This is a genomic window from Paraburkholderia sp. GAS41 (genome assembly GCF_050436545.1).
GTDB lineage: Bacteria > Pseudomonadota > Gammaproteobacteria > Burkholderiales > Burkholderiaceae > Paraburkholderia.
In genome coordinates this window covers 39855-54412 of the sequence record NZ_JBNDMK010000033.1, presented here as the reverse complement: position 1 = coordinate 54412, position 14558 = coordinate 39855, and the positions used below count along the sequence as shown (strand labels likewise).

General features: G+C 60.4%; 12 protein-coding genes and 3 pseudogenes. 9 read left to right on the top strand and 6 right to left on the bottom strand.

The genetic code is table 11. From position 1 onward, the window contains the following. The first annotated feature begins 145 nt into the window (after window positions 1-145). The 3 genes from P3T43_RS31875 to P3T43_RS31865 all read left to right on the top strand — a co-directional run bounded on the left by P3T43_RS31875 (window position 146) and on the right by P3T43_RS31865 (window position 3232). Window positions 146-856: a response regulator transcription factor gene (locus P3T43_RS31875; protein ID WP_429284975.1), complete on the top strand. Its 711-nt coding sequence runs from the start codon at window positions 146-148 to the stop codon at window positions 854-856. A 161-nt stretch (window positions 857-1017) separates the two neighbouring features. Next, window positions 1018-1407, top strand: coding sequence for a transposase (locus P3T43_RS31870; protein ID WP_429284974.1), 390 nt, complete (start codon window positions 1018-1020; stop codon window positions 1405-1407). A 151-nt stretch (window positions 1408-1558) separates the two neighbouring features. Further along, entirely contained in the window at window positions 1559-3232 is a 1674-nt protein-coding gene (locus P3T43_RS31865; RefSeq protein WP_429284973.1) for an acyl-CoA synthetase, read from the top strand. A 72-nt stretch (window positions 3233-3304) separates the two neighbouring features. On the opposite strand, the gene P3T43_RS31860 is transcribed toward P3T43_RS31865, so the two are convergent. The 3 genes from P3T43_RS31860 to P3T43_RS31850 all read right to left on the bottom strand — a co-directional run bounded on the left by P3T43_RS31860 (window position 3305) and on the right by P3T43_RS31850 (window position 4932). Next, on the bottom strand, window positions 3305-3529 hold the full coding sequence (locus P3T43_RS31860; protein WP_429284972.1) for a hypothetical protein: 225 nt from the start codon (window positions 3527-3529) through the stop codon (window positions 3305-3307). A gap of 236 nt (window positions 3530-3765) precedes the next feature. Further along, window positions 3766-3969, bottom strand: coding sequence for a cold-shock protein (locus P3T43_RS31855; RefSeq protein WP_012428559.1), 204 nt, complete (start codon window positions 3967-3969; stop codon window positions 3766-3768). A gap of 324 nt (window positions 3970-4293) precedes the next feature. Continuing rightward, complete coding sequence (locus P3T43_RS31850) at window positions 4294-4932, bottom strand: LysE family translocator (RefSeq protein WP_429284971.1); 639 nt, start codon at window positions 4930-4932, stop codon at window positions 4294-4296. Window positions 4933-5309: 377 nt separating this feature from the next. Between P3T43_RS31850 and P3T43_RS31845 the strand changes: the two genes are divergently transcribed. The 3 genes from P3T43_RS31845 to P3T43_RS31835 all read left to right on the top strand — a co-directional run bounded on the left by P3T43_RS31845 (window position 5310) and on the right by P3T43_RS31835 (window position 8369). Continuing rightward, window positions 5310-5573 carry an H-NS family nucleoid-associated regulatory protein gene (locus P3T43_RS31845; RefSeq protein WP_429284970.1) on the top strand — a complete coding sequence of 88 codons (264 nt, stop codon included), beginning with the start codon at window positions 5310-5312 and terminating at the stop codon, window positions 5571-5573. A gap of 163 nt (window positions 5574-5736) precedes the next feature. Next, the gene (locus P3T43_RS31840) at window positions 5737-7296 is read left to right on the top strand and encodes a sugar ABC transporter ATP-binding protein (protein WP_429284969.1); all 1560 of its coding nucleotides are present in this window, start codon (window positions 5737-5739) and stop codon (window positions 7294-7296) included. A gap of 116 nt (window positions 7297-7412) precedes the next feature. Next, window positions 7413-8369 carry an ABC transporter permease gene (locus P3T43_RS31835; protein ID WP_429284995.1) on the top strand — a complete coding sequence of 319 codons (957 nt, stop codon included), beginning with the start codon at window positions 7413-7415 and terminating at the stop codon, window positions 8367-8369. Here P3T43_RS31835 and P3T43_RS31830 read toward each other — a convergent pair. The 3 genes and pseudogenes from P3T43_RS31830 to P3T43_RS31820 all read right to left on the bottom strand — a co-directional run. Then, window positions 8360-8470, bottom strand: a pseudogene (locus P3T43_RS31830) (ABC transporter permease); the annotation flags it as partial. The gene P3T43_RS31835 and the pseudogene P3T43_RS31830 sit on opposite strands and share 10 nt — an antisense overlap. Then, window positions 8469-9465, bottom strand: a pseudogene (locus P3T43_RS31825) (ABC transporter permease); the annotation flags it as partial. The pseudogenes P3T43_RS31825 and P3T43_RS31830, both read right to left, overlap by 2 nt. After that, a complete protein-coding gene (locus P3T43_RS31820; RefSeq protein ID WP_429284968.1) occupies window positions 9462-10115 on the bottom strand; it encodes an ATP-binding cassette domain-containing protein in 654 nt (217 codons plus the stop codon). The gene P3T43_RS31820 and the pseudogene P3T43_RS31825, both read right to left, overlap by 4 nt. Window positions 10116-10651: 536 nt before the next feature. On the opposite strand from P3T43_RS31820, the pseudogene P3T43_RS31815 reads away from it, so the two are divergent. From P3T43_RS31815 to P3T43_RS31805, 3 genes and pseudogenes are all read left to right on the top strand, one after another. Then, window positions 10652-11824 (top strand): annotated as a pseudogene (locus P3T43_RS31815) (SfnB family sulfur acquisition oxidoreductase); the annotation flags it as partial. Between the two features lie 4 nt (window positions 11825-11828). After that, window positions 11829-13058, top strand: a complete 1230-nt coding sequence (locus P3T43_RS31810) for an SfnB family sulfur acquisition oxidoreductase (protein WP_429284967.1) — start codon at window positions 11829-11831, stop codon at window positions 13056-13058. A 47-nt stretch (window positions 13059-13105) separates the two neighbouring features. After that, entirely contained in the window at window positions 13106-14488 is a 1383-nt protein-coding gene (locus P3T43_RS31805; protein WP_429284966.1) for an LLM class flavin-dependent oxidoreductase, read from the top strand. The last annotated feature ends 70 nt before the right edge of the window (window positions 14489-14558 follow it).

Here is a 14558-nt window from a genome sequence, read left to right as displayed (position 1 = left end):
CTAGAATAATTTTGCTCTGATGTTGTATGGCCTGCCTTGGCCTGGCAGGGTGGGTTGTTATGGCCACCTCACGTTGCTGCTGACTTAGGGCCGTCAGCAGCGCGTTCCACTTCCGTACGATGCCCTGTCACGTCCCGAGGCGGGTATGAGAATCGCGGTACTCGATGACGATCCTGCTCAAACCGCTTTCGTGCATGAAACGATGTCAGCAGCCGGCCATGTTTGCCACACCTTTGCCGCCGGTCGCGCACTGCTTCAGCAACTGCATCGCCAGACTTTCGATCTCCTGATTCTCGATTGGATCGTGCCGGATCTTTCCGGCGAAGACGTCCTGCGATGGGTCCGCTCCAGTCTTTCCGAGCGCGTGCCGGTCATCTTCATGACGTCCCGTGACCGGGAAAGCGACATTGTGTCGATGTTGAACGCAGGCGCGGATGACTACGTCGTCAAGCCGGTCACCGCGAACGTGCTGCTTGCGCGAGTGGGTTCATTACTGCGGCGTACTTATCAACTTAACGCTGCGGCGCTCAAGGCAACGTTTGGCGATTTCGAATTCGATGTGAATGCCAAACAGGTGCACGTGAAGCACCAATTGGTGAACCTCACGCAGAAGGAATTCGAGCTGGCGCTCCTGCTGTTCCAGCATCTGAATCGCCCGTTGTCACGCGCGCATATCGTCGACATGGTCTGGAAGCAGACCGTCGATATTCCCACTCGCACGATGGATACCCACGTTTCGATGCTGCGCTCGAAGCTCGGCTTGCGACCGGAAAATGGCTATCGTCTCACGCCGATCTACGGTTATGGATACCGGCTCGAACAGATTGGCGACGAGGTCGTCGAAACGCGCGAATAGAGAAGCAAGGAGCCGGTCCTGCGCCGGTTCATTCTGCAGATCTAACAAGATTTGACTTTCTTCGCGTGGCGCTTAAGTTAAGCTGAATGCAAGGCCCCGACAGGCGTAGACCCACACCTCTGCGGCGAACCTCAGCAGCGTAGTCCGTGTTCCTCACTTGCATGAATACACTCGAATTGACTCAATCGCATGCGCCGGCGCCGTCTGTGGTTCCTGTCGAGGACCTGAACGACGCGCAGTGGCAACGCATCGTTCCACTGCTGCCCGAACTGAATCAAGGCGTGGTTCGCCGGGGACGTCCCTGCGTCGATCTGCGCGGCGTGGTCGACAGTGTCCTGTGGGTGTTACGCACGGGCAAGGCATGGAACGCCATGCCAGCGCACTATCCTCCCTACCAGACCTCGCACCGGTATTACCTGCGATGGCGCGATGCCGGCGTGCTATCGAACATTGCCTTCGAACTGTTTCACACGGATGCGGTGCTGACCCGCTACGTTTCGCGCAAGCGCGATCACCACGAAAAACACGAAAGCGCGGCCGCTTCAGCGTGAGACCTTCCCGGCCAAATGCGTAGTTGTTCGAGATCGACTGCATCAATCTGCTGGTACACGAGCCACGGCATCCCAGGCATTTCCAGGCTCTGTATGATCATATGATGCAGAAAAACGAATGGGAGCCCAAGGCTCCCAAGGAGACGATCCGATGACGCATATGTTCGACGAAGGCCTTGGCCGACGTGAGGCCAACTACGTTCCGCTCACGCCAATCGATTTCATCGCCCGCGCAGCCGAAGTTTATGGCGACCGTCTGGCGGTGGTTCACGGTTCGATTCGCCGCACGTGGCGCGAGACTTACGAGCGCGCCCGGCGCCTTGCCAGCGCGCTGCAGCGGGCCGGCATTGGGCGCGGCGATACGGTTGCCGTGCTGCTGCCCAACATTCCTCCTATGATTGAGGCCCACTTCGGCGTGCCGATGGCGGGCGCTGTGCTCAACACGCTGAATACGCGGCTCGACATGGCTTCGATCCTGTTCATGTTGCGGCATGGGGAAGCCAAAGCGCTGATCGTCGATACTGAGTTTGCCGAACTGGCACATCGCGCGTCGCTGGAGTTACCCGACCTGCGGATCGTCAGTGTCGACGACGTGATGTCTGCGGACCCGCTCAAGTTTCCGCGTGCCACCGACTATGAAGCGTATCTACAAGGAGGCGATCCGCAATTCGCGTGGCAACCGCCCGCTGACGAATGGGATGCGATTGCATTGAACTATACGTCCGGCACAACCGGCGATCCGAAGGGCGTGGCCTACCATCATCGCGGCGCCTATCTGAACGCCGTGAGCAATATCCTCGAATGGGATATGCCCAGGCATGCGGTCTATTTGTGGACGCTGCCGTTATTCCACTGCAATGGCTGGTGTTTTCCGTGGACGGTGGCAGCGCGCGCAGGCGTCAACGTCTGCTTGCGCAAGTTCGATGCGAAAACGGTCTTCGATCTGATTCGCGTCGAACGCGTGACGCATTACTGCGGCGCGCCGATCGTCCAGAGTGCATTGGCCAATGCGCCAGAGGAATGGCGCGCGGGGATCGGACATCGGGTGGCGACCATGGTGGCGGGTGCGGCACCTGCGCCCGCCGTGATTGCCAGAATGAAGGCAATTGGTTTCGATCTGACGCATGTCTATGGGCTCACTGAGGTGTACGGACCGGCATCCGTCTGTGCCAGACAGGAGCATTGGGAAAGCGTGAGCGACGACGAACTCGCGCAACTCAACGCCCGTCAGGGCGTGCGCTATCACCTGCAGGCGGCTGTCAGCGTGCGGGATCCGGATACGCTAGAACCGGTGCCGAACGATGGCGAGACGCTTGGCGAAATCATGTTTCGCGGCAACATCTGTATGAAGGGCTATCTGAAGAACGAGCGAGCTACCGAAGACGCGTTCAAGGGCGGCTGGTTTCACACGGGTGATCTGGGCGTGCTGATGTCCGATGGCTACATGCGCATTCGCGATCGTAGCAAGGACATCATCATTTCAGGTGGGGAAAACATTTCGAGCATCGAAGTCGAAGACACGTTGTATCGGCACCCGGCCGTTTCGGTGGCCGCCGTCGTGGCGATGCCGGATCCGAAATGGGGCGAAGTGCCGTGTGCGTTCGTCGAACTGAAGGAGGGCGCCTTCGCCACTGCCGATGAGATCATCGCGCATTGCCGTCTGTTTCTGGCGAGTTTCAAGCTGCCCAAGGCAGTTTGCTTCGGAGAGCTACCCAAAACGTCGACGGGGAAAATCCAGAAATTCGAATTGCGTGCGCGTGTGAAATCCAGCAGTGCTATTGATCCAGAGAGCGGTGAAACGTCTGCGCCTCAAGGCAAACCGTGAGGCACAAATCGCGTCGCTGCGAGCGGCTTCTCACGCCGTATGGAGCGTGAATTCCACCGCTATCAGTGTGCGTTAGCCGCGGCTATCGACCCACTTGCGCGCCCAGCGGCACGAGTGCTGCAAGGCCTGTTCTTCGTTGTTGAAGTAATCAAGCGAATAGAACTGGTAGCGCGTTTCCGCAGGCGTATTGCCGGTGCGTTCGAGCAGCAGGTTGGAGGAAAACGAACCGTCGGGCAAACGATGTGCCGAAGGTTGGACGGCATAGCCGTTGTAATGATGAATGTGTTTGCTTTGCATTTTAATTTTAAATATTCGTACGCGTGCAGGGCGAATCAGGACGAGCCAGTTCGAGCCGAAGCGAATGCGTATCGTGAGAGGCGTTAAAGCCGGTCAAGCCAGGGGAGTATGAGGGGGCAAGCGAGGCGATTGGCGCAACGATGCTTTAAGCGAGTGCACCAACTATGGGAGAAAAAACTCCGCGAGGATGTCGCTACAGCCCGGTACCCGTTTTCGGATACCGGACCCGTCAAACTTTACAGCGGCTTGATGTTAGCCGCTTGCAGACCCTTGGGGCCTTGCTTCGTTTCGAAGCTCACCTTCTGGTTTTCAGCCAGCGTCTTGAAGCCGTCGCCGCTGATTTCCGAGAAGTGAGCGAACAGGTCGTCGCCGCCCTTGTCCGGCGTAATGAAGCCAAAGCCCTTGCTGTCGTTGAACCACTTAACGGTACCGGTATCCATGAAGAATCCTTGAGGTAAAAAATTAATAAATTGCTCCTGATGGAGCACGCGAAGCGTCAAGGAGGGAGAGGACAACGAATACCGCTGAGAGAGCGAGCAATTGATGAACAGCAATCGAACTTCTTGAACTTCGACCACCACAATAGCGGTATGACACCTGAGTCGTCAAGGAATATCTTGTAAAGTTTTCGTCAAGTTGCACACGATGTAGTGCACGACGCGGCCTGATCTGGTCAGGCCCCCTTAGGAAAACGAAACACTGCGAATCGCCCGTTTCGCACGCCAGGTGCGGCGTTGGGGGGCTCGTAGCGAACCTTCAGGCGTCTACAGGCCGACGCGGTGTGCCGCGAAGATCAAGCGGAGACCCAAGGCGGTAATCGCACTGGCGGCCACGCGGTCGACCCAGGTCTTGGCTCGCAGATACAGTTCACGTGGACGTTTGCTGGAGAAACACAGCGCGACAACCGTATACCAGCCGGCTTCGATCATGAAGATGGCTGGCGGCAACGCGAAATAACACCACAGTGGCGGATGCTGCGGGAGTAAAGCGGCAAAGATACTGCCATAGTAAATGGCAGTTTTCGGATTGCTGAGTTGCGTGCTCAAACCAATCCAGAAAGATTTACGCAGGTTGGCGTTGGCATTGCCCTCCGCCTGATCGAATGCGAGGGGCGTTTTTGCGCCGCGCCAGATTTTCGACGCCAAATAGATCAGATAGAGACCGCCCGCTACCTTGAGGCTCACATACAGCCAGGTGACGGCGGCAAGCAGGGTGTATAGACCCAGTAGCGCAACACCGCTAAACAGCACGCCACCGATTCCCATGCCGAGAGCGGTGGCCAAACCATCGCGACGCGACAGGCCGATTGAATTGCGAGCGACGATGACGAAACTCGGTCCCGGACTCATTGCGCCGATCAGAAGCGCGGTGAGGATGGTGGCGACGGCGGTGGACGGGGACATACTGCTTTCCTTGGAACGTGCGCGAGAAAGTCCGGAGCCATAAAATAGCACGCCACTCCCTGCTAATCGACCGTTCCAGCCATTTTTTGGCGTGCGCTGCGGAAAAAATGGATGCTAAAATCAGCGCTCAGACGCTACAGCAGTCCTCGCAGTCAGAGGGCCAGACGGGCGACGCATCGAGCCGCTTGCCGAACAGATTTCCTGAGCAACAGATCATTTGTCGGGCATCAATTCCGGGAGCGCATCTGCGCGCACAGCGGTAAGGTGCGGTCGAACGGCGTTTGGCACACTGGAATCAACGCATAGGTTTCGCTCGTATTAGCGAAACCCTCTATTTTTCAAAACGCACGCAATTACCACCGCGACATCGGTACGTTATGAAAGAGCGACAAGAACAACGCACGTTCGACTTCGACGGGAACGCGCGAGAGCGCCTAATCGTGTGGATTCATCGCCGCATGGAGGAATACGGCATTACGCTCGAAGCGTTGGCCGAATCGATTGAAGCGGACGCCTCAGCGAAACGGGCCGTCATGTACCGGGACGCTTACGGTAATACATGGGACGGGCACGGCGAGAAACCGGACTGGCTCGCGCGGGCGATTTACGCTGGCCAGAATATCGATCATTTCCGCTGCTAAATCCGCACGCTATTTCAGGGGCACTCTCGCCCCGCCCTGAAACGCGCCTTGTCATCCCCAGACAAGCTATCGATATGAACAACGCTTCGTTGGCACACCCCTAGCGGGTGGCTACGATGGTTGGTCATCCGCTTCGAGCGCAGCCTGGCATGCGTTCTCTTCGATGACTGATCCCATCCTGACCGTCGCTGACGTTTCCAAACGCTTTGGCCCGACCGTTGCACTCGATCACGTCGATCTGTCGATTAGTGCCGGCGAAGTTGTCGCATTGATGGGCGCGAACGGCGCCGGCAAGTCGACCCTCGTGAAGATTCTCAGCGGCGTCTATCGTCCGGACGGCGGCGAGCTTCGCCTATGCGGACAACCGTTTCGCCCGGCTTCTCCACACGACGCCAAACAACTGGGTATTGCGACTGTTCATCAATCGATTGCGGATGCCGTGGTGCCGACGCTTGCGATTGCCGACAACCTGTTGCTCGATCGCCTGTGCGATCAGGCTTCCCCTTGGCGTGTGCCACCCGCGGCGCGTCGTCGGGCGGCGGCGCCGTTGGCCGCGCGCGTGGGACTCGATGTCGATCTCGCCGCTCCGCTTGCGTCGCTGTCCCTCGCGTCGCAGCAGCTCGTCACACTGGCGCGTGCGCTGGCGACGCGCCCTGCATTGCTGATTCTCGACGAACCCACCGCGAGTTTGTCGGCGCCCGAGGCCGAACGTCTCTTCGCGCTGATCGACCGGCTGCGTGCCGAGGGTGTGGCGATTCTGCTGGTGTCGCATCGGCTCGGTGATTTGCGGCGCGTTGCCGGGCGCGTGACGATTGTCCGCGACGGCTGCGTCGTCGCCAATATGCCTGCGCCGATCGACTTCGATGCTGCCATCGAAACGATGATTGGGCGCCCTTTGCGAAATCAGGCCGCGGCTCATGCGACGGCTCATGCGACGGCTCACACAACCGCTCATGCAACCGCGAACACAGCCCTGCAACCCGTGCCGTGCTTCAGCGTGCGCGATCTGCAACTGAGGCCCGAGAGCATCCCCTTCGATCTCGACATACAGCAGGGCGAAATCGTCGCGATTGCCGGCCCGGTTGGCGGCGGCAAGTCGCGCTTCGCACGGGCCATTTTCGGCGCGAGCCGGATCACGGCTGGAAAGATGACGCTGGACGGCGAGGCCTGGCGCCCGCGTTCGCCTGCCGATGCGATCCGCGCCGGCGTCTTTCTCGCGGGTGAGGACCGGTGGCGAACGTCGTTGTTTCCGGACAGTGTGCCGTTCGCGTCGATCGCCGGCACGCTCAGCTTTCCGTTCTTGTCGCGCTGGTTCAAGTACGGTGCGCTCAGACGTGCGCGCGAGCAGCGCGCCGCGCTTGACGCGATAGAACGTTTCGGAATCCGATGTACCGGACCGGACGATCGTCTCAACCGGCTTTCCGGCGGTAATCAGCAGAAGGTCGTCTTGGCGCGCTGGCATACGCAACCCGCGCGCCTGCTGTTGCTGGACGAACCGTTTCAGGGCGTCGATGCCGGCGCGCGCGCCGATATCGTGGATACGCTGCGGCGCCATGCGCCGGAACGCGCCACGTTGGTGTTCGTCAGCGATCTCGAAGAGGCGTTCGAGATCGCCGACCGTGTCGTCCGTTTCGACCGCGCGACGCTCGACCGGGTCACGACAGACCGGGTCGCGCTAAACCACGTTTCTCACACCGATCTCACTTCCCACGCTCGCTTATGAAAACCAGTACTTCGATTCCATCCGAGGTTGTCCCCGTGGCTGGCACGACCCAACCCGAACACGCTATTCAACGTAGACGACTGCAAGGATTGCGCGGCCATCTCGAACGGACCGGCATGCTGCTCGTGTTGGCATTCCTCATCATCGTATTTGCGGTCAACCAGCCGGCGTTTCTGTATCTCGACAACCTTTTCAGCATCCTGCAAGCGGTGTCGATTGTCGCGCTGCTCGGCATTGGCGTGACGGTGACGCTCGCCGCCGGTGGCTTCGATCTTTCGGTGGGCAGTGTGGCGGCGTCGGCGCAAATGGCGGCGAGCTACGTATTGATCGTCTGGCATGGCAATGCCTTCGAAGCAGTGGCAGCATGTCTCGCTCTGGGTATTGCCGCAGGACTTTTTAACGGATTCCTGATTACCCGCCTGCGTGTTCCGGATCAGCTGGCGACGCTTGGCACGCTGTTTCTTCTCGCGGGTTTGCAACTGATTCCGACCGGTGGCCGCTCGCTCGCCACCGGCACGATCCTGCCCGATGGCACCGAAACAACCGGCGTTTTTCCCGATGCCTTTCTCGCACTCGGGCGCTTGCGCCTGTTCGATGTCGTGCCGTTGCCGGTGGTCGTGCTGGCGGTGCTGACCATCGTAGTGTGCATCGTGATGGAAACCACGCGCTGGGGCCGCGTCATCTATGCGATCGGCGGCAATGAAACCGCAGCCCGCCTTGCCGGCGCACCCACCGCGCGATACAGGATCGCTGCCTATGTCGCTTCGGGCGCAATCGCCTCGCTGGGCGGCGTGCTGATTGCCGCGCGGGTGGGACGTGGCGACGTCAGCGCAGGCCATTCGATGCTGCTCGATGCGGTGGCAGCTGCGCTGGTTGGCTACGCGGTGTGGGGTGCCAAACGGCCCAACGTATTCGGCACGGCAGTCGGTGCGGTGTTCGTGGGCGTGCTGCTCAACGGTTTGACGATGCTGAACGCGCCGTACTACATGCAGGATTTCATCAAGGGCGTATTGCTGGTGGGCGCCTTGGCGTTCACGTTCAGCGTGGGACGTGGCACGGAAAATCACGCATAGCGACCACGCCGCTGCGCAAAACTGACGGCTAGCACCGCGAAAATCAGCGCGCCGGTCGCTACCTGTTGCCAATAGAAGTTCCAGCCGATCAGCAACAGTCCGTACGAGCGCGGTCGAGGCGACGACGAACAGAATCAGTACGCCCTCCACGCCGTTGACCCAATAGCTCGACACGTTATCGAGTTGAAAGCCGTTGCTGATGACGCCGATGAAGAGGACTGCCGGTAATGTGCCCGGAATGGTCGGCACGAGCCGCCGCGAAAATACGACGCCGAGCAGCGCGGCGGCGACGGTGGCGAGCAGGTTGTCTCCCGGGCCGGGCGAACTGCCGCTAAATAGCGCGGTAGAGGCCAGCGCCGCGAACGCAGCCGCCATTCCGCTCAGTATGTAGCTAGCGGCGACATAGCGATTGGTCCGTACGCCAGCGGCCTGCGCCGCCTCCCTATGGGCACCGGTGGCGCGCAGGCGCAGCCCGAACGGTGTGTAGTAAATCAGCGCGGTGAATAGCGCGGCGACGACGAGCAGAGCGTAGGCAAGGTGCGGCACGCCGAATGGACCGTTGTCGAGGAGAAAGCCGAGTAGTGCGCCGTTCGCGGGCACGGACGTGTTTTGCGTCAGCACCATTTCGAATCCAGCGCATAGGTTCATCGTCGTCAGCGTGGCGAGCAAGGGAAAAGATACGCAGGGCGATCACGGCAAACGCATTGAGTGCGCCGACTCCGCCTCCCGCTGCGAGCGTCAATAGCAAGGCAGTGTTGGGCGCCATGCCTACGCGTTGCGCGACGGCAGACACCGCCGCACACAGTCCAAGATTGGCCGCGACGGAAAGATCGAGGCCGCCTCGAAGCGGATCTGCGCCACCGCCGATGAGTACCATCGTCAAGCCGAAACCGAGAATCCCGACGACCACGGATTGCTGCAAGACGTTGGCGAGATTTGCGATCGTGAAAAACAGCGGCGAAGTGAAAGCGAAGCCGACGAACACCGCGGCGAACGCCAGCGCTGCCCCGCTTCTCAACCACCATTGCGCACCGAAGAGCCGTTCGGGCAGCTGGAGTCTGCTGTGACGTGGTACGGCCTTGAGTACCTTGCTCATGCTGCTGCGTTCTCCTGTTGCGCTGGCGCGCCGTGCGCGGTACGCGCGCCGGTCGCCCATGCGAGCACATCCCGGCTATCCGCTTTACGCGAGACGAGTTCGCGTACAACGCGACCTCGCGCCATCACGAGCACACAGTCAGTCATGCTGAGCAGTTCGATCAGGTCGCTGGAGAACAGCTCCACGCTGGCGCCATCGCGAGCGAGACGGTCGAGCAGCCGGTAGATCTCGCTCTTGGCGCCGACATCGACGCCGACGGTGGGTTCGTCGAGCAGATACAGCGAAGACGTGCGGCTCAACCACTTGGCGTGGGCGACCTTCTGCTGATTGCCGCCGGAGAGATGCCGCACGGGTTGTTCCGTGCTGGACGTCCGCACCGCGAGGTCTTCAATGAGGCGTTGCACGGTATGCGTTTCGCGGCGCTGCGCCAGCAAACCGAAGCGGCTGAAGCGGGCCGGGCTCGCAAGGGTGGTGTTTTCGCGTACGGATAGCGCAGGCGCGACTCCGTGTGCACGCCGGTCCTCCGGCACGAACGCAATGTGGTGGCGCACGGCATCCTGCTGCGCGATCAATGTCTGGATCTGCGCGATCTGGCGATTGTCGTTGCGGCCCGCGTCGAGTGCGATTGGTGTGCCGCCAAGACGCTTCACTTCATCGACGGCACCTTGGTAAGCCTTCAGGTCCCAATAGTGGGTCGGTGCCTGCGGCCGTGATGCCGATACGCTTGCCTTTGAGCGACGGCACGCCAGCCGCGTCGTCGCCGGTAGCGCCTGTCTCCGCTGCAGGCGTTGCGCCTTGCGCGTGAGCCTGAGTGGTAATGACGCTGGCCATGCTAAATACGGTCGCGGCCAGTAATGAAGAGAGGGTGGAGTGCAAGGGTGTCATAGTGTCCGAATCAAGGAGGCAAGGTTGTCCAGCTTGCGACAACTCTAATCAACAACCGCGGGCGCATGAAACATCAAATCGGACTATGGTTATGAGTCGAAAGACGAAGTGCTTATGCGTGGCCGATCGAGAATTTGTTTGCCATCCGAAGGAATATCCATTTCTTAATCGTTCAGTTTGCGCGCGTCGCACCCGCTGATAGATTGTGTGAACAGTCACTCAAGCGGAGAGTTGTATGGCCGAGCTTTACGAAGCGACCTCATCGCATACGGGCGACGTAGGCCAGCATGCGTTACGCGTCATTCAGGACGACGCCCAGGCCATCGCCGTAGCGCACGAACTGGCGGCTCGTCTGGGACCTGGTGCGCCGGAACGCGACCGTGAGCGCCGCCTGCCACATGAGGAGATCGAATGGTTCTCGCAGTCCGGTTTGTGGGCGATAACGGTGCCCAAGGCTTATGGCGGCGCGGGTGTTTCCTTCGTCACGCTGACGGAGGTGATCAAGATCGTCGCAGCAGCTGATCCGTCGTTAGGACAGTTGCCGCAAAACCACTTTGGTCTCGTCGACGTGATTTCGTTGACCGGCACGGAGGAACAGAAGCGCTATTTCTTTGCGCAGATATTGAACGGCAAGCGCTTTGGCAATGGCTTCTCCGAGAAAGGCACGAAGCACGTCCTCGATCTGAAAACTCGCGTGCGGCGTGAGGGCGACGACTATGTGGTCGACGGCACCAAGTTCTATTCGACCGGTGCGTTGTTCGCGCACTTTGTGCCCGTTCTAGGCCTCGACGATGAACGCAAGGGCTGGCTCGCCTACATACCGAAGGGCACGCCGGGTCTGAGCGTGATCGACGACTGGTCGGGTTTTGGACAACGCACTACGGCAAGCGGAACCGTGGTACTCGAAGCGGTGCGCGTGCCGGCTTCGCATGTATTTCCAGGGCACCGGGTCTCCGATCTCCCCACGCTGAACGGCCCGATCTCGCAGATCATCCAGGCGGCTATCGACGCCGGAATCGCGCAAGCAGCATTGGCCGACACGTTGACGTTCGTGCGCACGCGTTCGCGGCCGTGGATCGACAGCAGCGTCGAGCGTGCCAGCGACGATCCGTTGACGGTACGCGAGGTCGGTCACTTGCATATCCAGTTGCATGCGGCAGAAGCGCTGCTCGAGCGGGCCGCGCGCACGCTCGATGTGATTGCCGCCAAGGGTGAAACGAGCGAGGACGATGTGGCGTTGGCTTCAGTGGCAGTGGGTGAGGCGAAAGTCTTGACCACCGAAATCGCACTGCTGGCGAGCGAAAAGCTTTTCGAACTGGCGGGCACTCAAGCGACGCTTGGCGAGCATAACCTTGACCGGCACTGGCGCAATGCCCGTACGCATACGCTGCACGATCCGGTGCGCTGGAAGTATCACCTCGTTGGCAACTACTATCTGAACGGCGTCAAACCAGCACGCCATCCGTGGAATTGACGCTATGAACGTTTTGGCAGAAGCCGTGGCGTCGCGCTTAGCGCATGCACCTCAGGCAGCACGGATCACGAACGATCAGCAAGCGCTCGAGGTCGCACACGCGGTGGCGCGCACGCTCGCCGAAGGTGCGTCGCAGCGTGATCGCGAGCGTCGCTTGCCGTATGCGGAGATTGGACTTTATTCGGCGAGCGGTTTGTGGGGCATTGCTGTGCCGCGTGAGTTTGGCGGCGCTGACGTTTCGTACGTTACGGTCGCTGAAGTCACCGCAGTCATCGCAGAGGCCGATCCGGCAATCGGACAGATTCCGCAAAATCACTTTTATATGCTCGACGTGCTGCGTGTCAACGGTACGCAAGAGCAGAAGGCGTTCTATTTTGAGCGGGCACTGGCCGGTGAGCGGTTTGGCAACGCACTCTCCGAGCGCGGCACCAAAACCGTCGCCGACTACCGGACCACGCTCACGCCAGAGGGTGACGGCTTTCGTATCAACGGCACCAAGTTCTATTCGACCGGCGCCCTGTTTGCGCAATGGATTCCGATCGTCGCGAGGGCAGCTGACAACAGCTTGTATGTGGCCTTCGCCAGCGCCCAGAATCCAGGGCTCACGGTAGTGGACGACTGGTCTGGTTTCGGTCAACGAACTTCCGGCAGCGGTACGACCACGCTCGATAACATTTTCGTCGAGGCATCCGCTGTCGTGCCGTACAGCACCGCGTTCGACGCGCGGCCCACGACGGTGGGACCGATCGGTCAACTCATTCATGCCGCCGTCGATCTGGGCATCGCGCGCGCAGCCATTGCCGATGCGCGGCGTTTCGTGCGAGAACGTTCGCGTCCGTGGATCGACAGCGGGGTCGAGCGAGCCAGCGACGATCCGCTCACGCTCGAATTGTTCGGCAAACTCACGTTGCAACTGCACGCCGCAGAGGCGCTCGTCGAACGCGCGGGGAGTCGGGTGGATGCTGCAGTCGGAAAATCGGCCGAGCAGAGCGTCGCGAGCGCTTCGATCGCCGTGGCCGAGGCGCGCGCCGCGACCACCGAGATCGCATTGCAGGCCTCGACGCGCCTGATCGAACTGGCCGGTACCCAGGCCACGCTGGCCGAGCACAACCTCGATCGCCACTGGCGCAATGCACGCACCCATACGCTGCACGATCCGGTGCGCTGGAAATACATCGCGGTTGGCAACTACTACCTGAACGACATGTTGCCGCCCCGTCACGGCGCGCTTTGACGCGTTGGCGTCAGACCTTTATTTGGCTTACCTAACTGGATCCGATTATGGCGCGACAGATCCGTCTCAACGCGTTCGACATGAACTGCGTGGGACACCAGTCGCCGGGGTTGTGGGCGCATCCGCGCGACACCTCCTGGCGCTACAAGCACCTCGATTACTGGACTGATCTCGCCAGGCTTCTCGAGCGCGGCAAATTCGACGGCCTCTTTATCGCCGATGTGCTCGGCATCTATGACGTCTTCAACGGCAACGGTGAGGCCGCGATCCGCCAGGCTGCGCAGGTGCCTGTCAACGATCCGATCCTGCTCGTCTCCGCCATGGCCAACGTGACCGAGCATCTGGGCTTTGGTGTGACGTGCTCGCTTTCGTACGAGCATCCGTATCCGTTCGCGCGACGCATGTCGACGCTCGATCACCTCACCAACGGACGCGTGGGCTGGAACATCGTCACGTCGTATCTGGACAGTGCTGCGCGCAATGTCGGATTGCCGAGTCAGGCGAATCACGACGAACGCTATGCGCTGGCCGAAGAGTATCTGGATGTTTGCTACAAGTTATGGGAGTCGTCGTGGGAAGACGATGCCGTGGTGCGCGATGCGACCCGACAGATCTTCACGGAGCCCTCCAAAGTGCATCCGATTGAACATCACGGTCAGTATTTCGACGTGCCAGGTATCCACCTGTGCGAGCCGTCGCCGCAACGTACGCCGGTGCTTTATCAGGCCGGTGCATCGAACCGCGGCAAGGATTTCGCCGCGCAGCACGCCGAATGCATTTTTATTGCCGCACCGTCCCGCACGATCCTGAAGCAGTTCGTCGCCGATATTCGTGCTCGTGTAAAGGCGTTCGGCCGCGATCCGCACGACGTGCTGATCTTCAACCTGCATACGGTGATTACGGGCAAGACCTCGACTGAGGCGCACGCCAGGCATGCGGACTACCGGCGCTATGCCAGCGACGAAGGCGCGCTGGCGCTGATGTCGGGCTGGACAGGGATCGACCTGTCGAAGTACGACCTCGACGAACCGCTGCGTCACGTGGAGAGCAATGCGGTGCAGTCCGCTGTCGAGGCGCTGTCGAGCGCCGATCCGACGCGGGTGTGGACCGTGCGCGAGATCGCGAAGTGGGGAGGGATAGGCGGCCTTGGACCGTTGTCGGTTGGCGATCCGCACGAGATTGCGGATGAACTGCAGTCATGGGTCGAAGAGACTGACGTCGACGGTTTCAATCTGGCCTACGCATTGACGCACGAAACGTTTAGCGACTTCGTCGAGCTTGTCGTGCCTGAATTGCAGCGGCGCGGCGTGTACAAGACCGAGTATGCGAGCGGTTCGCTGCGCGAAAAGTTACACGGTGGCGGCCCGCGTCTGGCGGAACCGCATCCGGGTGCGCGGTATCGCGCGCGGCACACGGCACATGCCGACTAGCAGACTGACCGACGCTTCCCGTTCGATTCAACACTCCACAAGAAGCCATTCAGATATTTCGCTGAGGAGC